Raw genomic sequence first — 18347 nt, 5'->3', positions numbered from 1 at the left:
GCACCGGAGTTTTTCGCCGGCCCCGTCAGCCTTCCGAACGGGCCAGCGCCTGTTCCAGTACGACGAGGAGGGCGTCGCGCACCGAGCCCCGCTCGCGCGCGTCGAAGACCAGCAGCGGAACGCCGTCCGACACGTCGAGGGCCCAGCGGACCTCCTCCAGCGTGTGCGCGACGTGACCGTCGAAAGCGTTTACCGCAACGGCGAAGGGGATCTGCTTGTGTTCGAAGTAGTCGACGGCGGCGTAGCAGTCGTCGAGACGGCGGGTGTCGACGATGACCAGCCCGCCGACCGCGCCCTCCACGATGTCGTCCCACATGAAGCCGAACCGTTCCTGTCCGGGCGTGCCGAACAGGTACAGCTTCAGGGTCGGGTCGATGGTGATGCAGCCGAAGTCCATCGCGACCGTGGTGGTGGTCTTGCGCGGGGTGTGGCTGAGGTCGTCCACGCCCGCCGCGACCTCGGTGATGGCCGCCTCGGTGGTCAGCGGCTCGATCTCGGAGATCGAGCCGACGGCGGTGGTCTTGCCCACGCCGAAGCCGCCCGCGATCACCAGTTTCACCGGCAGCGGGGGCCGTACGGCATCCCGGCCGGCCGAGGTGCGGACCAGCGGTTCAGTCGGTGTCACGGAGTACCCCCCGGGAGTCTGGGATGGCCCGAAGGCCATCGATAACCCTGCGCAGAACGGATGCGTCGTGGGTGACGCCGGAGTCGGGCACGTGCACCGACAGCTGCCCCGCCGCCCGCAGGTCCTCGGCGAGGACCCGCACCACGTTCAGGTGCAGCCGCAGCCGGGCCGCGATTTCCGCGATGGACTGCGGAACCCGGCAGGCGGCGACGATGTCGTGCTGTTCGAAGGAGAGCCGGTCGAGCGTGTCGAGCCCGCCGGTGGTGGCCACCAGCTGGGTCTCCACGGGCATCGTCCGGCTGGACGCCGCCTCGCCCGCGCCCGCCACCCGGCCGGCGGTGACCAGGAAGGGCCGGACGGCGGGCGCGGGGCCGACGGGCGCGACGCCGTCCTCGCCGGCCCCGCGCGGTGTGCGGCCGTCCGCCATCGGTGTTCGCTTTCTCTACGGTGGCACGCGTCAGCGCGTACGCGGGGCGCCGACGCTGTTCTTCAGTTCCAGGACGAGCTGCGGACTGAGCGCGGTGCCGGCGCGGTTGGCGAACACCGTCATCTCGTAGGCGATGTTGCCCAGCTTGGCCTCTTTGTCGGTGACCACGCCGAGGACGGCGCCGCTGCCGATCGCGGAGACCAGGACATGGCCGCCCTCCAGATCGATGATGACCTTGTTCAGGCCGCCCAGACCGTAGTTGCCGGAGGCGCCCGCGGCCAGGCTGGTGATGCCCGAGACGATCGCCGCCAGCCGTTCGGAGTCGGCGTGCTCGCGCAGCTCCGACACGGCGATCAGCAGCCCGTCGGAGGACACCGCGATGGCGTCCACGACTCCCGCGGTCTCGGTGGCGAAACGGTTGAGCAGCCAGGTGAAGTCGGCTGCGGCGGCCCGCAGATCGGTCGGCTTGGCGTCTCCGGTGGGAGTCTCACCTGTCGACGTGCTCACTGCTCGGCTCCTTCCGGAAGGTGGTTCTGGTGGTGCGTGGTGTCCCGGACGCCGATCGGGTCAGTGATCGGTTCGGTCCGGTCGGGCGCGTCGGACGGCTCTGTCCGGTCGGTCCGCTCGGGCGAGACGTCGGGACGGTGGTCGTGCCGGCGGTCGTTCCGGCGAGCGATCGGGTCTTCGGTGGGGGTGGTGCCGGTACGGGTGTCCGGGTGGCTTTCGACGGGGCGCGGGTGTTCACCCGTGTCCCCACCGGTGTCGCGGTGCGCGCGGGCCACGGCCGCCTCGAACTCCTCCAGTGCGTCGCGCACGGCGTCCGCGTCGGCCGGGCGGGCGGCTCGCCGCGCGGCCTGCTGGGCGGCGGCGTCGACGGTCGTCCGCAGCGTGGCGCCGCGCACCCGTCGCCGCAGGGGACGGGAGCCGTCGGCACCGACGGCGGGTCCGTTGCTCCCGGTGCCGGAAGGCTGGGCGTCGGCCGTGCGGGCGGGGGGCTCGGTCGCCCCTTCCGCTTGCGCCCGGGGGCGGAACGTCGGCTCCGCCTCGCGGGGCGCCGGGATTCCCGTGCCGGTCCGGTGGGTGTGGAACCCGGGCTCAGTGGGGTGGATGGGCGGCGCAGGGTCGGCCGAGTCCTCGGGTTCGGGTGTGTGGGCGCGGGCCGCGGATGTGCCGGACCCGGCCGGACGGCCGGGGACACCGTGCTCAGCCGTACGGCCGACAGCGGGCCCCACCGCATGGCCGGGGACGTCGGCCTCGGCCACCGGATCGTAGGCACCGAGGTCAGCCGTACGGTCAAAGGCACCGGGCCCGGCCGTTCGATGAGAGGCACCGGCCGTGGACGCAGACGTCGAAGCAGCGGCCACGGACGCAGACGTCGAAGCACCGGCCACGGACGCAGACGTCGAAGCACCGGCCACGGTTCCGACCGTCTCGTGCGTCGCGGCTCCGACCCCGGCTGTCTCCTGGGACGCGGTCCGGGTGCCGGCCGTCGCGGTGTCCGGGGTTTCGGTAGCGGCTGCCGGGGTTTCCGGCTCGTGCTCGGCGGGTGCCGGGTCGCGGCGCGGCACCCGGCGGGGGAGCGTGATCGGGTCGTCCTCATCGGTGGCCCAGGACGGGACCGAGGAGGACGGGGAGGGGCCGGCCGCGGGGGCCGACGGAGTGGCGAGTGCGGCGGGGGCCTGGGAAACAGGCGCTTCCGCGGGGCCGGGCCGCCCCACTGAACCCAATTCGCTCATCGTCAGGAGGAGGGTCGCCGGGATCAACACCTCGGCCGTCACACCGCCGCCGGGAGTGCGGGACAGCGTGACGTCGACGTCCCAGCGGCGTGCCAGTGCGCCGACCACGAACAGGCCGAGCACCTTCGTCGGGACGAGGTCGAGGCGTTCGCGGCGTACCAGGCGGGCGTTCTCCTCGGCGAGACGCTCGGCGCTCATGCCCAGGCCGTGGTCGGCGACGGTGATCGACGCGCCGTCGTCGTGGGAGCCGACCACCACCTCGACGGGACTGCCCTCGGGGGAGAACGCCACGGCGTTCTCCAGGAGTTCGGCGATCATCAGCGTCAGGTCGCCGATGATGTCGGGCTCCACCATGGCCTCGGTCGCGGCCCGCAGCCGTACCCGCTGGAAGCCCTCGATCTGGCCCAGCGCGGCACGTACGACGTTGGTGAGCTCGGTCGGACCGGCGTCCAGGACGGTCTCGCGGATGCCGGCCAGCAGCATCAGGCTGTCGGCGTTGCGGCGCAGACGGACGGCGATGTGGTCGATGGAGTAGAGGCGGGCCAGCAGCGCGGGGTCGGTCTCACCGCGCTCCACCGCATCGATCAACGCAAGCTGGCGAGTCGTCAGGTTACTGACGCGCCGGCCGACGTTGCCGAACATCTCGGCGACGTTGCGCCGGCTGAGCACCTGGCGCTCCAGCAGCGCGGCCGCGGTGGTCTGCACGTTGTTGAAGGCCTCGGCGAGTTCACCGATCTCGTCGTCCGCGGTGACCGGCAGCTCCCGCAATCGGGGGGAACCGGTTTCCTCGGCGTCGTCGTCGGCGACCCGGGCGAGCTCGCGGCCCGCGACGTCGGCGACCTCCTGGGCGGCCCCCGTCAGCGCCAGCACCGGACGGACCACGGAGCGGCGGACCAGGATCGAGAAGGCGATCCACAGGGCGAAGCAGATCAGCGCCAGGCTCAGCAGCAGACCCGCGCGCCACTGGGCGTTGGAGGAGGTGTCGTCGGCCCGGTCGGCGATCTGGTCGATGAGCGACGAGGTGATCTTCAGCCGGGTCTTGGCCTGCGCACTGTAGTCGGGGTAGGACGCGATGGCCGCTTGGAACGCCGCCCGGATCTCGCCCTGCGACTCGGCCTGCAACGCGCTGGGGTCCACCGCCAGTTCGGCGTAGTGCTGGCTGATCGAGGCCTGCGAGGCGTTGTGCTCGATGCCGCCGAACTCGTCGGACTGCGCCTGGGTGGCGAACCGGTCGAACCGGTCGGCCTGGTAGGTGAACAGCTGGTAGGAGCCGACCGCTCCCGTGAACTCGATGAGCGCGTTGCTGTCGCCGGTCCGCGCGGAGAACACGCCGGTCTCGTAGGCGCCGTGCGCGGCGTCGGCGCGCAGCAGCGAGTCGAGAAGGTTGCCGGTGAACGTGGTCGCGAGGGCGGAGTTGCGGTCCAGGCCCAGGCCGTCGATGAGGCCGTCGGCCGCACCCGAGTACGCGGGGTCGATGTTGTCGGCGGGCAGATAGCCCTGCTCGATGGTGGCCCGCAGGCCGCTCAGGCCCTGGACCTCCCGCAGCGCCTGCACCTCGGTGTCCGGCAGCCGGTCGCCGAAGGCGTCGACCACCTTCTGCACCTGCGCGTCCACGGCGAGCTGCGCCTTCCGGTAGCCGTCCGTGGAGGGCGTGCCGCCGTCGAAGGACGCCTCGTGCCGTACGGAGAGCAGGATCGCCTGCTGGTGCTCGTTCTGCAGGTCGGCGACGAGCTGGGCGACCTGGGTGCTGTCGCGCACCAGATGGGCGGCGTCCTGCGCGCGGTTGGACTCCTGCACCAGGTCGACGATGAGGTACGTCAGCAGCAGGGCGATCACCGTCAGCGGGATACCGACGAGTACGTTCAACTTGCGCTGGAAGGGCCACCGGTCGGCGAAACCCCGCAGTCCCCGGCGCACGGACGACGACGATGCCGACCGGGCGGGCGCGTCCACCTCTTTCGTGGACACCGGGCCTCCTTCAAGGGGGTGTTGCAGGCGTGCAAGGGGGGTGCTGCATGCGTGCCGTCATGCTGCACGCAGTGTCCGTGTCCGAATGTGAACGATACGGAAGCGGCCCCCGCACACCGCTGTGGCCGACGCCGACTGCTGTGGCGGACGCCAACTTCGGCGACACTACCGCCTCTTCGAACGGTCGAGCGCGTGGCTCTACGTCAAGAATCCATTACGAAGCCGTGTACAAAAGCCTTTCCGGGGTCTCGGAAGGGGTACACAGGACTCCCGATCCGTACGCAATTGATCACGGATCGAAGCCAATCGGTAACCCGGCTGCTCTTGACTGATCAAGAAGCCGGTGGATTGGATCAGGCCAGAGTGTTTGAGTTTTCATCAACCCCCCAGTTCGGAACGGGAACCGTGACTTCCAACGCCCACAGCAGCAGGTCCCTCAGGAACCACCCCGGTGCGGCGGCCGTCGCCCTCGCCGCCATGACGGCCCTGCTGGCGGGATGCTCCTCCTCCGACGACACCTCCGACAACCCGCTCGCAGGCGACAAGGCGGCCGGCGACACCGTGGTCGTCGGATCCAACAACTTCGCCGAGAGCATCCTGATCGCCGACATCTACGGCGAGGCCCTGAAGGCCAAGGGCATCAAGGTGTCCTACAAGCCCAACATCGGCAGCCGTGAGACCACGTACGGCCTGCTCAAGAACGGTTCCATCACCGTCCTGCCGGAGTACAACGGCTCCCTGCTGGCCTACCTGGACGCCAAGGCCCCGCAGACCTCGCTCGCGACCGTGAACGCCGCGGCGAAGGCCAAGCTCGACTCCAAGCTGACGCTGCTGGAGTCGTCGCCGGCCGAGGACAAGGACTCCGTCACGGTCAACGCGGAGACCGCGAAGAAGCACAACCTCACCGCGGCGTCCACCCTCGCCGACCTCAAGGACGTCGCGCCCGACCTGGTCCTCGGCGGTTCGCCCGAGTTCCAGACCCGTCAGCAGGGCATGCTCGGTCTGGAGTCGGTGTACGGGCTGAAGTTCAAGTCCTTCAAGGCCCTCGACGCGGGCGGCCCGCTGACCCAGGCCGCGCTGAAGAAGAACACCGTGCAGGCCGCGGACATCTTCACCACGGACCCGACCATCACCAAGGAGAAGTTCGTCGTCCTCCAGGACCCGAAGAACCTCTTCGGATTCGCGAACGTGACGCCGCTGGTCTACAAGAGCGGACTCTCCCAGGAGGGCGTCGACGCGCTCAACGCCGTCTCCGCCAAGCTCGACACCAAGACCCTGCTCGACCTGGACTACCAGGTGCAGCTGGAGAGCAAGGACCCGCTGGACGTCGCCAAGGCCTGGCTGAAGTCGGCCGGCCTGGGCTGACGTTTCCTCGCCATCCCGTTGAACCATTGCATCGTTGAACGATTGAATCGTTGGACACAACAGCAAACGGCGCCCGGGTCGTCCTGAACGGAACCAGCCTCACCGTCGGCGAGCTGATCGCGCTCGCCGACGGGGAGGCGGTGCCCACGGTGGCCCCCGAGGCGCGCGAACGGGCCGTGCGCTCCTGGCGGACCGCGCGACGGCTCGCCGCCACCGGCCGGCTGTACGGCCGCGGCACCGGCGTCGGCGCCCAACGCTCGGTGCCGGTCGACGAAGACGACGAGGCCGCGCACGGCCTGCGTCTGTTGCGCAGTCATGCCGGAGGAGCGGGCGCCCTGCTCCCGGCCCGCCAGGTCCGTGCGATGCTCGCGGTACGCGCCAACCAGCTCCTCGCCGGCGGCTCCGGCATCCAACCGGACTTCATCGACGCCCTCACCGACGCTCTACGGCTCGGCGTCCACCCTGCCGTCAACGAGTACGGCGGTGTCGGCACCGGCGACCTGACGGCCCTGGCCCAGACCGGCCTCACACTCATCGGCGAACGGCCGTGGGCGGGTGAGGTGCCGGGCGGTTCGACGGGGGATCCTGAGCCGCAGGGCGAGGCCCCCGGCAGCCGGGCGAGGGATCCCGAGCCGGAGGCGTCCGCGCGGCTCCTGCCAGGGCCCGGCGCTCCGACCGCCCCCACTCCCGCGCCCGGTCCGGCCTCTGATCCGGTTCCGGCTTCAGTTCCGGTACCGGTTCCCGTTCCTGTTTCCGCCCCCGGTCTCGCCCCCGCGCCCGCTTCTGTCTCTGTCTCTGCTTCTGCTTCTGCTTCTGCTTCTGACTCGGGGCCCGTTGCTGTCGCTGTTCCTGTTTCGGTCCCGGGGTCGGCTCCTGTCGCTGTTCCTGTTTCCGTTGCCGGTCCGATTCCAGTCTCAGCTTCTGTTTCCGTCCGCGGGCCCCTCCCTTCCCCTGCCCTTGCTCCCGGGTCCGTTCCGGTTGTCGTCGCTACCTCTCTTTCCGGCTCCGCTCCGACTCCCGCGCCCGCCCTGGCCCTCGATGCCACTCCTGGCCCTGCGTCCGCTCCCACCCCCACCTCCACCGGACTCCCCGCGCCCGTCACGCTCCAGCCCGGTGATGCCCTGGCGCTGCTCAGCAGCAATGCCCTCGCCCTGGGGCAGGCCGCGCTCGCCCAGGGCGCGTTGGACACGTTGTTGCGGGCCACGCATGCCGTCGCCGCACTGTCCCTGGCCGCGGTGTCCGGATCGCCGGAGGCGTACGCCGCCCCCGTGCACGCCCTACGGCCCTATGCCGGTGCCGCCCGCGCGGCCGGTGAGGTGCGGCGGCTGCTCGGACTGCCCGACCGGCCGACGCGCCACTCGGGCGGCCGTGTCCAGGACCCGTTCGGGTTCCGCGCCTTCCCCCAGGCGCACGGCTGTGCCCTGGACGCCTGTGAGCGGCTGCGCGAGATTCTGGAGGTGGAGGTCAACTGCCCCTCGGAGAACCCCCTCATGGATGCCGAGAGCAACGCCGCCTACCACCACGGCGGCTTCTTCGCCGCGCCCTTGGGGCTCGCCCTGGACGCCGCCGACCTCGCGCTGTTGCAGACCGCGCAGCTCTCCGCCGCCCGGCTGGCCGCGCTCGGCGACCCCGGGCTCACCGGCCTGCCCGCGTTCCTCGGGGCGGGACCCGCGAGCAGTTCGGGCACGATGATCCTGGAATACACCGCCAACTCCGCGCTGGCGGAACTGCGTTCCTGCACGACCCCGGCCTCGGCCGGCCACGCAGTCCTCTCGCGGGGCCTGGAGGAGGCCGCGAGCTTCGCCGGACAGGCCGCCCGTCAGACCCTGCGTGCCACGGACGCCTACACCACCGTCCTGGCGTGCGAACTCGTCGCCGCCGTACGGGCGTTGAGAATGCACCCGCACCCCCACCCGCACTCGATGCCGTCGCCGACGGAAGTCTTCGCAGTGGCTGCGGCCGCCCTGCCCGCCGGCACGGAGGACCGTCCACTGACGGACGATGTGACGTCAGCGGCCCAACTGCTGCCGGTTCTCGCCGAGTTGTGAGCGGGAGCGGGAGCGGGGAGCGGGAGCGTGAGCGTGAGCCGGGACCGCCTCCCGCGACGGCTCCGGCTCGGCTCCCGGCTCACCTGGAACTCAGTAGCCCACGTAGAACGTCGCGTCCTGCTTCTCCGTGGTCGTCGAGATCGGGTCGATGCGCAGCACGTAGTTCGAGTGCCGGATGTAGCGGGTCGGGTTGTTGTACGAGCGGAACGACGACCACCCGGCGTCCGCCAGGCCGGCCGTACGGTAGAACGTCGCGTCCCCGGCGAACGTCGACGTGCCGTCGTTGACGTCGAGCTGGAGCTGGTAGTTGTAGTGCCGCAGGTAGCGGGTCGGGTAGTTCACCGACTGGAAGGAGACCCCGGAGCTGTCGGCCAGGCCGGGAACGAGCTTCCACAGCGAGTCGGTGTAGGGGACGAACGGGTATGTGTCGATGCGGCCGACGTAGTTGGAGTGGCGGACGTAACGGTCCGGGAAGTTGTAGGACTTGAGCCGGTTCCACGTGGGCGCGCCCCACTTGGCGACCAGGTTGTTGTACTGGGTGCTGGTGATCGTCGTGATGCCGCAGTGCTTGGAGTTGAGCGGCTGCGTGTACGTTCTCTGGTCCAGTGCGGTCCAGGTGCCCGCCGCAAGGTCGGTGGACTGCCAGGCGTAGAAGACGCCGTTGGGGGTGTACGTGTCGCCCCAGAGCCACCAGGTGTTGGACGTGAGGGACTTGACCAGGGTGGGCGCCTCGGTTCCGCCGTGTGCGACCCCCGTGTTGAAGGGCGTGAAGCTCCCCGGATCGAGGGAGGTGGACCGCGCGCCCACGAGCGTCTGGTCCCTCTTGAAGTAGAGGTAGTTCACGCCGTTCACGCCGACGGCCATGTCACCGTCGATCACGTCGTAGCCGGGGTCGAAGAAAACCTGTGGGGCTGAGGCCGTGACGAAGTCGGTCGTGTAGTTCACCATGATCACGTTGTGGCCGCTGGAGTTGACCGCGGAGTAGATGAGCGCGTACTGCCCCCGGCTCGCGTCCCAGAACGCCTCCGGCGCCCAGCTGTGGGTGTTCATGTCGTGCAGCTTCAGCCGGTGGTAGCCGGTGAAGGTGCGCAGGTCGGTCGAGTTCCACACGTGGACGTACTGGCTGACGTAATTCCAGTCGGTGCCCTTGAGGTCGGTGGCGAGCACCACGAAAGTGCCGTCCTGCTTGCGCAGGATGAACGGGTCGCGCAGCCCGCCGGCACCCTCGGTGGGTGTGACCACGGGGTTGTTCTGGTTCAGCGGCATCCAGCGCAACCCGTCGGTGCTGACGGCGAGATGGAGGCCGTAGTCGGTGCCGGCCCCGAGGTCGTTGGCCTCGGTGAAGTAGCCCATCACGTACGCCGAGTCGGCCGCGTGGGCGGCGGGGACGCCCACGGTGAGGGCCAGAGGGACGGAGGCGGCCGCGCCGAGGAAGAGGCGGCGGGACGGGTTGGGGGTCATGTGCGCTCCAGGGGGTGCGGGGTGCCCTTTGCTGCGGACTGACACCGATCCTTCATTCGATATATCGAACGAAGTTCGGTGAGTCGGTCAGAAGGTAGGGGTGCGAGAGGAGCAGGTCAATCACTGGGACACGATTGGCGGTTTCCCGCCTTGTTTCTGTGTGCGGCCGATGGAAAATCCGACGACTCCGCCGACGGGCCTGGCTAGGGTCGGCGACCGTGAACAGGAGACAGCAGAAGAAACTGACGAGGCGTCTGGTTGCCGCGGCGATGTTCGGGCAGAGGGCTCAGGTCGACCGGCTGCTCCGGGCCGGCGCCGACCCGGCGGTGGCGGACGCCGACGGAACGACGCCGTTGTACGCGGCCGGCGTTCATGGGGCCGCCGACACGGCTCGTAGCCTGCTGGAGGCCGGTGCGCCGGCCGACGCCGAGAGCGCTGGACTCGGTGCCGAGGGAACACCCTTGTGTGCGGCGGCCTGTTGGGGTCACACGGAGACGGTCCGCATCCTGCTGGCTCACGGTGCCGATCCCAACCTCCGCGAGGACCATGGCACGGGGTTGACGCCCCTGGAGTGGGCGAGCGCCGGACCCCACCCGGAGACCGTTGACGTACTGCGCGCCGCGGGAGCCCGCTGACAGCGTTTCCGGGGGCGCGGTCACCGGTCCGCGGACCTGGATCAGTGCGTCGGGCTCGGCCGGAGTTCGGCCTCGTCGGCGTCGTCGATCAGGCGGTCGATCAGGGCGATCAGGACGTCTCGGCACGACTCCCGTTCCCGCGCGTCGCACAACAGGACCGGGACGTGGTGCGGCAACGCCAGGGAATCCCTGATCTCGTCCGTCGCATAGGGATGCAACCCGTGGAAACCGTTTACGGCAACGACGAAGGGGATGCCCCGGCGCTCGAAGAAGTCGATCGCGGCGAAGCTGGACTCCGGCCTGCGCACGTCGATGAGGACCACCGCCCCCAGGGCGCCGATCGCCAGGTCGTTCCACATGAACCAGAACCGCTGCTGGCCCGGCGTACCGAAGAGGTACAGCACCAGGTCGGCGCCGATGGTGATCCGCCCGAAGTCGAGGGCCACGGTGGTGGACCGTTTCTCCTCGATGCCCTTCAGGTCGTCGACCTCCAGCCCCGCGACGGTCAGCGGTTCCTCCGTGCGCAGCGGCGCGATCTCACTGACCGCGCCGACCATGGTGGTCTTGCCGACGCCGAAACCGCCCGCGATGAGGATCTTCACCGTGTCGGGCGCCGCGGCCGACCCGGCGGCGGGGGTGGTGAGAGTGGTGGGCGTGGTGGGATCAGATCCGGCCAAGGCCGTCCCTCACTTTCTGCAGCAGGTCCAAGTCCCGGGCACCGGTGACGGGACGAGGCGGACGGGCGGTGATCAGGCCCGCCTCCAGCAGGTCGCAGAGCATGATGACGACCACGCTGACCGGCAGGTCGAGGTGGGCCGCGAGCTCCGCCACGGCGACCGGCCGGGCGCACAGCCGCAGAATCCGGGCGTGTTCGGGCTGCGGGCGGGCGGCCGGCTCGGGTGGCGGGTCGACCGCGGTCACCGTCGTGATGAGCGTGAAGTCGGCGCGGCTGGGCCGGGTCCGCCCGCCGGTGAGGGTGAACGGTCTGACGAGCCGGCCCGCTTCGTCGCCTACGCTCACCTCACCCGCCGTTGGTGCGGACGGCGGGACCGACATGGGCCCGCGGCGCCGCGCTCAGGTGCTCGCCGATCTTCTTCACCAGCATGTTCATCTGGTACGCGACCACGCCGACGTCCGCGTTCTTCCCGGCCAGCACGACGAGGTGGGCGCCCGGGCCGGCCGAGGTGAGGATCAGATAGGTGTGGGCCATCTCGATGAGCGCCTGACGCACCGGGCCGCCGCGGAAGTCCATGCTGACGCCCTTGCTGAGGCTCATCAGACCGGACGCGGTCGCCGCCAGCCGCTCGGCGTCCTCCCGCAGGAAACCGGTGGACTTGCTGACCACCAGCCCGTCCTCGGAGAGCACGACGGCCTGGTTGACATCGGCGACCCGGTCCACGAGCCCGGTGAGCAGCTGGTCGAGTTGGGTGTTCGTGGCGGGGACGGAGTGTGTCATCGCGGTGTCCTTCATGGGCGGTCGGTGGGCGGTGTCGGGGTCTGGGCGGCGCCTGCGGCGACCGGCGGTCCGGGGGCGGCCTCCTCGGCGGACGTCTCCTGCAAGCCCGACAGCGGGGAGTCGGCTTCGGTGTCGGTGTCGGTGTCGGTGTCGGTGTCCGTGTCGGCCTGGGCCCGCAGCGTGCCGCGCTGGAAACCGGCGAGGGAAGAGGCGGCTCGCTCCGCGGTGAAGTCGTCCGGGAAACCGTCCTCCTCGACGGAGGCGGCGGAGGCCGCCGAGTCCTCGCGCAGCTCGGTGGCGAGGCTGGTCTGCGGCACTCGGCGGGGCAGCGGGGAGAGGCCTGCGGGGCGGGCGGCCTCCTGCGGGCCCCGGACCGTCGCCGGCGCCGCCCCGCGAGAAGGGTCTGCCGAGTTCGACGTCCTGCGCCTCGGGAGCGGCGAGTGGCCCGCCGGCGACGCATCGTCCACCGGCGCCGCACCGTCCGACGGCGACGGCGACGGCGACGGGGGCAGGGACGGGGACGGCGACGAGGACAGGGACCGGGACGGCGAGTCCGGCGTCCGGTGCGGGGTGTCCTGCGCCGTGAAGGACGACCGGTCCCGCTCGGGGCCGGAAGCGCCGGGCTCCCGCTCCCGGCTGGACGTGGCTCGGTCCGGGGCGGCCACCGCACCGCCTGTCACCGGCGTTTCGGAGCCGAGGGGCTCGCGGACCACGATGTCGTGCGGGACCAGGACGATGGCGGTGGTGCCGCCGTACGGCGAGGAGCGCAGGGTCACGGCGATGCCGTGCCGGGTCGCGAGCCGGGCGACCACGAACATGCCCAGCCGCAGGTCGTCGGCGAGCGCCACCACGTCGAACTGCGGAGGGACCGCCAACTGCGCGTTGAACGAGGCGTAGTCCTCCTCGGACATGCCGAGGCCGCGGTCCTCGACCTCGATCGCCAGGCCCTTGGCCACCAGAGCGGCCCGTACCCCCACCGGACCGGGCGCCGGCGAGTAGGACGTCGCGTTGTCGATGAGCTCGGCAAGGAGATGGATCACGTCGGCCACGGCGGGCGGCGCGATGCACACCTCCTCCTCGGTGTGCACCTCCACCCGCCGGTACTCGGCCACCTCCCCGACGGCGCTGCGCAGGATGTCGATCAGCGCCACCGGCTCCGACCAGCTGCGTCCTGGCCGGCCGCCGCTGATGATGACGAGGTTCTCCTCGTAGCGGCGCAACTGGCTGGCCGTGGAGTCCAGTTCGTACAGACCGGCCAGGATGTCGGGGTCCTGGTGGCGCCGTTCCAGGGCGTCGAGCTTGCTGAGCTGGAGGTTGACCAGGTTCTGGCTCTGCCGGGCGATGCCGAGGATGACCTTCTGGAAACCGCGCCGGGTGTCGGCGAGTTCGACCGCGGTGTGCACGGCGGTGCGCTGTGCCGTGTTGAACGCCTTGGCCACCTCGCCGAGTTCGTCGTCGCCGTAGTCCAGCGGCGGGGTCGCCGAGTCCACGTCGACGGTCTCCCCCCGGTCCAGCCGGGTCACCACGTCCGGGAGCCGTTCGTGCGCCAGGCTCAGCGTGGCCTCCCGCAGCCCGCGCAGCCGCCTGGACAGCGAGCGGGTGATCCGCCAGGACATGCCGACGCACACCAACAGGGCGACGAGACCGCCGGCGCTCAGCGAGGCGGCCTTGATGAGCAGCCCGCGCGATTCCTCCGCACTGTTCTGCAGCAGCGTGGTGGTCTGTCGCTGGATGAGTGCCTGGTACTGGTCGGAGACGTCGATGAGTGCGGCACGCCACTGCTTCTGCACGTCCGGCAACGCGACGTCACCGTTCTCGCTCTGTTTCGCCCGGGCCGCGAGCACCTTGTCCTCGACGGCTTGCAGGGTCTGCCACTGGAAGCTCGTCAGGATCTTCTCGGTCTGCTCCTTCGCGGCGCCGGTGAGCGAGGGGACGATCTGGTCCTGCACGAGCCAGCGCCGGGTGTTCACCAGCTGCGCGAACTCGGCCCACGTCTTCTCGTCCATCCGCTTCTTCGGCCCGGCCAGGGTGAGCTGCAGATCCTCCTCGGAGACCAGTTCCGCCGCGTGTTCCAGGGCGACGAGCGGGCCGGCCTGCGAGGTGAGGTCGCCGTCGTCGACCTGGGAAAGCTCCTGGAAGGCGTGGATCTGATCGTCGATGATCGAGGTGTACTGGTCCAGCGCCTGCGCGGCGGTGATGTCGGTGGGATCGTCCACCTGGCCCCGGTAGTACTCCAGGCTGCTCACGGAGGCGACGACCGAGTACAACCGGTCCCTGACACGAGCGGGCGCCCGCTGGATGTCGTCCCGTCGGGCGGTCAGCTTGGCGGCCGCCGCGTCCGTCTGCCTGCGCTGTGCGTCCAGCGCGGCCCGGGAACCGGCCGGCGAGGCCAGCCACACGGCCGACAGACTGCGTTCCCGCTGCAGTGAGAGCGTCGCCTCGGTGCCCATGGCGCCGGTCGCCCGGCTCAGTTCGGTCTGCGCGCGCAGCCGCAGCCCCTCCGTGAACATCTGGGTCGTCGTCACACCCCACATGGCGGCGAGGGTGACGCTGGGCACCAGCGCCAGAAGAATCAGGGAGAGACGTATGGAGCCGAGACGGCGGCGCCGGGCACCTGTCCGTGGAGACATAGTCGTCCTAGGGCGATCAACGGGGGAGGGGGATACGAAGAGGAGACGGAGGAAACGGCGGGGAAACGCGAGAACTGCCAGGTCAGCGGGTGCCTGCGGAAGCGAAGCGGGTGACGTCGGCGACGTTGGTCTTGGTGACGAAGGCCGGGCCCGTCAGCACAGGGGCCACACCGCCGCCGCTGACGTTGCCGTTGGTCTTGTAGAGCCAGAGCGCGTCCACGGCCAGGTATCCCTGGAGATACGGCTGTTGGTCCACCGCGAACTGCACACTGCCGTCATGGACGGCCGAGACCAGATCCTTGTTGAGGTCGAACGTGGCGACCTTGGCCTTGCTGTCCGCCTTCTCGGCCGCCTGCACCGCGGCGAGCGCGAACTGCGCGCCGTTGGCGATGACTTCGTCGATGTCGGGGTTCTGCTGGAGACGTGTCGTCACGGCGGCGGTCACCGCGTCCATGTCCGTTCCGTCGACGTACAGCATCTCCGTCTGGCCGGTAAACGTTTTCTTCACGCCCGCGCAGCGCGCCTCCAAGGCGATGTTGCCCCGCTCGTGGATGACGCAGAGGGCGTGTTTCGCGCCGAGGCCGTCGAGCTTGTCGCCGACGGCACGGCCCGCGACGCGCTCGTCCTGGCCGAAGTACTCCAGCAGTCCCACCGAACGCCAGGCGTCGATACCGGAGTTGAGGCCGACCACGGGTATGCCGGCCGCCTTGGCCGCGGCCACCGGGCTCTTCATGGCCTGCGGCTTGGCCAGCGTCACCGCGATGCCGTCGACGCGGTCAGCGATCGCGTCCCGCATCAGCTCGGCCTGTCCGGCGCCGTCGGAGTCGCTGGCGTAGGTCAGGTCGACGCCGTCCTTGGCGGCCGCCGCTTCGGCGCCCTTGCGTACCAGTTCCCAGAAGTCGTCGCCCTTGGCGCCGTGGGTGACCAGGGCGAGCTTGATCCGGTTGCCCGAGCGGGCCGACGCGTCCGCGTCCGAGCCGGACGAGGTGACGCCGGAACAGCCGGCCAGGAGAAGACAGCAGGCCGCGGCCAGGACGACGAGGCGCACGGATCTGGGGGACCCCGATGACGGGGGAGCGGGGAGGGGAGTGTTCATGGGGGGCTGCACCTCGCTGTGCGGCAGAGCAGGAGGACGGGGCGAGCGGCGCCGGAACGAGGGGGTGTGCCCCGGCGGAGGACTTTCGTTGGCTCGGAGCCAACCGTGTGTGACCGGTGGTAGTCAAGTGAGCAACCACATGGGGTGAGATGCCGCTGCCGCATTGTGATCTACGACGTGGACGACAGGGCTGTGAAGAGCATGTCCGCAGGTGAATTGACTGTTGGTCAATCCTGAGCGGCCATGGCGAGCTCAGGGTTTGCGCGCCACCGCCCCGTACATCGCGGTCCATGCGATCAACCTCCCACTGCCGACAGCGTGGTGAAAGGCGATGTACGAATTCTTCACCCTCGGCGGCCCGAGGGAAGAAAACCTTGTCTTTGCAGCCGCGGCTGGAGAGGCCTTGCTTCTCCGCTCCGACGCGGAAGAACAGCACGCCCCCAAAGCGCCGTTCGGGGAGCGCGGCGGACCACGGTCGCCGACGGGCGACCGACTACCCGGGCGAGGCCGCCGAGCGCGGTGTTCGCCGACGCCGGGGGCTTGATCACCACTGTTTGTTGCTTGTTTGGTGAGGGCACATCGGTGCGACTACGCCGCAACGACGCTTCGGTCCGCGGCCATGGGCGAGACGTCCCCGCGCCCTAAACTGGTCCGGTTCGTTTCGAGCGCGCCGTGCAGAGGGGGTGGACCGCCGTGGCGTCCGAGGACCCTTCCGACGACGTGCTGGTGCGGGCGGCCGAAACCTTCGGGCTGCTGGCCTCGTCGGCCCGGCTGCACCTCGTGTGGGCGCTGGCGCAGGGCGAGAGCGACGTGACCGGGCTCGCCGAGCGGGTCGGCGGCGCGCTGCCCGCGATCAGCCAGCACCTGACCAAACTGAAACTGGCCGGCGTCGTCCGCTCCCGCCGCGAGGGCCGCCGCCAGGTGTACTTCGTGGACGACCCCGACGTGGTCGACGTCGTGCGCCTCGCCGTGGGCCGCCTCGCCGACCGCGCCGAGGGTGCGGGATCCGACGTGGGCCGGACGGCCACGTCCGGTGCCGGAGTCCCGGCCGCCCGCCTCCGTGGACTCTGACTCCCCGGCCCACGCGCACGCCGCGTCCCCGGCCGACTGCTACGGCCGCCTTCGATCGGCGCTCGGCTCGGCATGACGCCGCTGCCGGCAGCGTTCTCCATCCTGCTCACCGCCGTCCTCGCCCCGTACGCCCTGGCGTTGCACACGGGTTGTAAAGTTGCGCAAGGTAGCAACTATGGCTGATGGAGAGGTCGCGAGCATGCTCCGCAACGGACTGGAACCCTGGCACCTGCTGATCGTGGTGCTCGTCGTCATCGTGGTGTTCGGCTCGAAGAAGCTGCCGGACACGGCGCGAGCGCTCGGCAAGTCGATGCGGATCCTCAAGAGCGAGGCCAAGGCGATGAAGGACGAGGGCGCTCCCGAGCACGCCGCGGCGAACCCGTCGCAGGCCGCGACCGCCCCGGTGGAGCCTGCGGCCACGGCACGCTGACTCTCTCGCCGACTCGCCCCTTGCCCCACGCCCCAGGTGGAGCCTGACGGCAGGTTTCGGGCGGCGACGACCGCCAGGTTTCTGGCGGCGAGGACCGGAGCGGCCGTCCGCCCCGGTCCTCGCCGTCGGCGTCAGTCCTCGCCGCCCTCCTCGTCCGGGTCCGCTTCGTCGTCCTCTTCCTCGAAGAAGTCGCCGATCTCGTCGACCACTTCGGCCGCCACCATCCCGCCGACGATCCCAACGGCCAGGCCGGCCGCGCCCGCGGCGACCGCCGTACCCACGCCGGGACCGGAGGCCTGCTCCGTGCGGTGGTCGGTGTGCGGCGCGGAGTGGACGTATGCCTGAGCGCCGTAGGCCTCGCGGTGTTCGGTCAGCCGGCGGATCCAGCCGTCGACCTCGCTGTTCCAGTCGAGGACGGGTACGTCGTCGTGGCGCACCGTGAAGCGGCTCAGCGCGTCGTGGCCGGGGGTGAGCGGGCCGCCGCGCTTGTCGGCCTCCAGTACGACCTCCAGGTCTGACGGGGTGGCGAGGAAGGTCAGCTCGATCTCGGTCACCGCGTGCGCGTACCGCGGGGCAGGGGTGAGCTCGATCTCCTGGTAGAACGGCAGCCGTTGCCCCGTGCCACCGATGCGGCCGTACTCCAGGTCGGCGGAGCGGAAGCCGAACCCCAGCTGCCCGAGTGCTTCGAGGACCGCCTCCTGCACGGGCAGCGGACGGACGGCGAGCGGATCGAGGTCGCCCCGGTCACGGGCGCCGGCCACGGCGAGCTCGGTGCGCACCCCCAGAACGACGCCCAGCGGCTGTCCGTACAGCTCGGTGACCGGCGTCTCCCAGGGCACCATGACCGTGAACGGCACGCTGCGCTCCTCGTCCTCGCCGAGCCGAAAGCCGCCGCCGACGACATACCGCTCGAAGACGACGGCGCCCTCGCTCTCGCCCTCCTCGTGCTCCGCCTCGACGCGCGCGATCAACTCCAGGCCGATCTCCTCGATCTCCACGGCCGCACCGCCGCCCCGCAGGCGGACCTGCCCCGACAGCGTCCCGCCGGGCAGCACCGCCCCGCCGTCGAGCACCGTGTCCACCGAGGGGCCGCCTACGCCGATCGCCCCGAGCAGCCGTTTGAACACCATGCCGGTGTCGCTCCTTCACCTCGAACTCATTGCAGTGATCGTCCGCAGAACTCCCCGCGACGGCAAACAAGTTCCCAAGTCACCTGTTCGGATGACGAGCGGCGGAGGGCGCGAAAGAGAGACAGAGAGGCGAGGGAAAGACAAGAAAGGCGAGGGAACGACAAGAGAGGCGAGGGAGAGACGAAGGAGGGGCGGCGGGAGCGAGGTGGGCGGGGGGGGCGACGAGACCGGCGGGGCCGGGAGCGGCCCGCTGTGCGCAGGTACTCCCG

Annotated in this window: 16 protein-coding genes; 5 read left to right on the top strand and 11 right to left on the bottom strand. The window is 70.5% G+C overall.

What is annotated here, in order from left to right; all coding sequences use genetic code 11:
- Nucleotides 1–25: 25 nt before the first annotated feature.
- From ACZ5SK_RS19235 to ACZ5SK_RS19220, 4 genes are read right to left on the bottom strand one after another with little or no spacing between them, the layout of a single operon-like run.
- Entirely contained in the window at nt 26–625 is a 600-nt protein-coding gene (locus tag ACZ5SK_RS19235) for a GTP-binding protein (protein ID WP_079658883.1), read from the bottom strand.
- Nucleotides 612–1052, bottom strand: coding sequence for a DUF742 domain-containing protein (locus ACZ5SK_RS19230; RefSeq protein WP_334576268.1), 441 nt, complete (start codon nt 1050–1052; stop codon nt 612–614). Before ACZ5SK_RS19230 ends, ACZ5SK_RS19235 begins: the two co-directional genes overlap by 14 nt.
- Before the next feature lie 30 nt (nt 1053–1082).
- Nucleotides 1083–1559, bottom strand: coding sequence for a roadblock/LC7 domain-containing protein (locus tag ACZ5SK_RS19225; RefSeq protein ID WP_334576266.1), 477 nt, complete (start codon nt 1557–1559; stop codon nt 1083–1085).
- Nucleotides 1556–4756 carry an ATP-binding protein gene (locus tag ACZ5SK_RS19220; RefSeq protein ID WP_468576328.1) on the bottom strand — a complete coding sequence of 1067 codons (3201 nt, stop codon included), beginning with the start codon at nt 4754–4756 and terminating at the stop codon, nt 1556–1558. Before ACZ5SK_RS19220 ends, ACZ5SK_RS19225 begins: the two co-directional genes overlap by 4 nt.
- Before the next feature lie 405 nt (nt 4757–5161).
- Here ACZ5SK_RS19220 and ACZ5SK_RS19215 point away from each other — a divergent pair, with 405 nt between their 5' ends.
- A complete protein-coding gene (locus ACZ5SK_RS19215) occupies nt 5162–6121 on the top strand; it encodes an ABC transporter substrate-binding protein (protein ID WP_334576264.1) in 960 nt (319 codons plus the stop codon).
- 50 nt (nt 6122–6171) lie between these two features.
- Nucleotides 6172–8169, top strand: coding sequence for an aromatic amino acid lyase (locus tag ACZ5SK_RS19210; RefSeq protein WP_468576327.1), 1998 nt, complete (start codon nt 6172–6174; stop codon nt 8167–8169).
- 90 nt (nt 8170–8259) lie between these two features.
- Here ACZ5SK_RS19210 and ACZ5SK_RS19205 read toward each other — a convergent pair whose 3' ends face one another.
- Nucleotides 8260–9630 (bottom strand): glycoside hydrolase family 43 protein, encoded by a 1371-nt coding sequence (locus ACZ5SK_RS19205; RefSeq protein ID WP_468576326.1) that lies wholly within the window; start codon nt 9628–9630, stop codon nt 8260–8262.
- 218 nt (nt 9631–9848) lie between these two features.
- Here ACZ5SK_RS19205 and ACZ5SK_RS19200 point away from each other — a divergent pair, with 218 nt between their 5' ends.
- Nucleotides 9849–10265: an ankyrin repeat domain-containing protein gene (locus tag ACZ5SK_RS19200; RefSeq protein ID WP_468576325.1), complete on the top strand. Its 417-nt coding sequence runs from the start codon at nt 9849–9851 to the stop codon at nt 10263–10265.
- 41 nt (nt 10266–10306) lie between these two features.
- Here the strand turns inward: ACZ5SK_RS19200 and ACZ5SK_RS19195 are convergent, their stop codons facing one another.
- From ACZ5SK_RS19195 to ACZ5SK_RS19175, 5 genes are all read right to left on the bottom strand, one after another.
- Nucleotides 10307–10942 (bottom strand): GTP-binding protein, encoded by a 636-nt coding sequence (locus ACZ5SK_RS19195; protein ID WP_334576259.1) that lies wholly within the window; start codon nt 10940–10942, stop codon nt 10307–10309.
- Complete coding sequence (locus tag ACZ5SK_RS19190; protein WP_319677755.1) at nt 10929–11285, bottom strand: DUF742 domain-containing protein; 357 nt, start codon at nt 11283–11285, stop codon at nt 10929–10931. Before ACZ5SK_RS19190 ends, ACZ5SK_RS19195 begins: the two co-directional genes overlap by 14 nt.
- Before the next feature lies 1 nt (nt 11286).
- Nucleotides 11287–11721: a roadblock/LC7 domain-containing protein gene (locus ACZ5SK_RS19185; protein WP_079664699.1), complete on the bottom strand. Its 435-nt coding sequence runs from the start codon at nt 11719–11721 to the stop codon at nt 11287–11289.
- Between the two features lie 11 nt (nt 11722–11732).
- Entirely contained in the window at nt 11733–14351 is a 2619-nt protein-coding gene (locus ACZ5SK_RS19180; protein ID WP_468576324.1) for a sensor histidine kinase, read from the bottom strand.
- Nucleotides 14352–14433: 82 nt separating this feature from the next.
- Nucleotides 14434–15447, bottom strand: a complete 1014-nt coding sequence (locus ACZ5SK_RS19175) for a substrate-binding domain-containing protein (RefSeq protein WP_457493714.1) — start codon at nt 15445–15447, stop codon at nt 14434–14436.
- Between the two features lie 693 nt (nt 15448–16140).
- Between ACZ5SK_RS19175 and ACZ5SK_RS19170 the strand changes: the two genes are divergently transcribed.
- Nucleotides 16141–16518, top strand: coding sequence for an ArsR/SmtB family transcription factor (locus ACZ5SK_RS19170; protein WP_334576253.1), 378 nt, complete (start codon nt 16141–16143; stop codon nt 16516–16518).
- Nucleotides 16519–16717: 199 nt separating this feature from the next.
- Complete coding sequence (tatA, locus tag ACZ5SK_RS19165; RefSeq protein WP_361705523.1) at nt 16718–16948, top strand: Sec-independent protein translocase subunit TatA; 231 nt, start codon at nt 16718–16720, stop codon at nt 16946–16948.
- Between the two features lie 131 nt (nt 16949–17079).
- Here tatA and ACZ5SK_RS19160 read toward each other — a convergent pair whose 3' ends face one another.
- Nucleotides 17080–18078 carry a sporulation protein gene (locus ACZ5SK_RS19160; protein ID WP_468576322.1) on the bottom strand — a complete coding sequence of 333 codons (999 nt, stop codon included), beginning with the start codon at nt 18076–18078 and terminating at the stop codon, nt 17080–17082.
- Nucleotides 18079–18347: the final 269 nt, after the last annotated feature.

It is taken from the genome of Streptomyces sp. NPDC031474 (assembly GCF_055581185.1).
The sequence above is the reverse complement of the archived record's forward strand: the minus strand, read 5'-3'. Positions and strand labels throughout refer to the sequence as shown.

Bases quoted from the DNA above. Each gene is read 5' to 3' on its own strand.
- ACZ5SK_RS19230 (WP_334576268.1), bottom strand. From the start codon at position 1,052: ATGGCGGACGGCCGCACACCGCGCGGGGCCGGCGAGGACGGCGTCGCG.
- ACZ5SK_RS19185 (WP_079664699.1), bottom strand. From the start codon at position 11,721: ATGACACACTCCGTCCCCGCCACGAACACCCAACTCGACCAGCTGCTC.
- tatA (WP_361705523.1), top strand. From the start codon at position 16,718: ATGCTCCGCAACGGACTGGAACCCTGGCACCTGCTGATCGTGGTGCTC.
- ACZ5SK_RS19175 (WP_457493714.1), bottom strand. From the start codon at position 15,447: ATGAACACTCCCCTCCCCGCTCCCCCGTCATCGGGGTCCCCCAGATCC.
- ACZ5SK_RS19180 (WP_468576324.1), bottom strand. From the start codon at position 14,351: ATGTCTCCACGGACAGGTGCCCGGCGCCGCCGTCTCGGCTCCATACGT.
- ACZ5SK_RS19160 (WP_468576322.1), bottom strand. From the start codon at position 18,078: ATGGTGTTCAAACGGCTGCTCGGGGCGATCGGCGTAGGCGGCCCCTCG.
- ACZ5SK_RS19205 (WP_468576326.1), bottom strand. From the start codon at position 9,630: ATGACCCCCAACCCGTCCCGCCGCCTCTTCCTCGGCGCGGCCGCCTCC.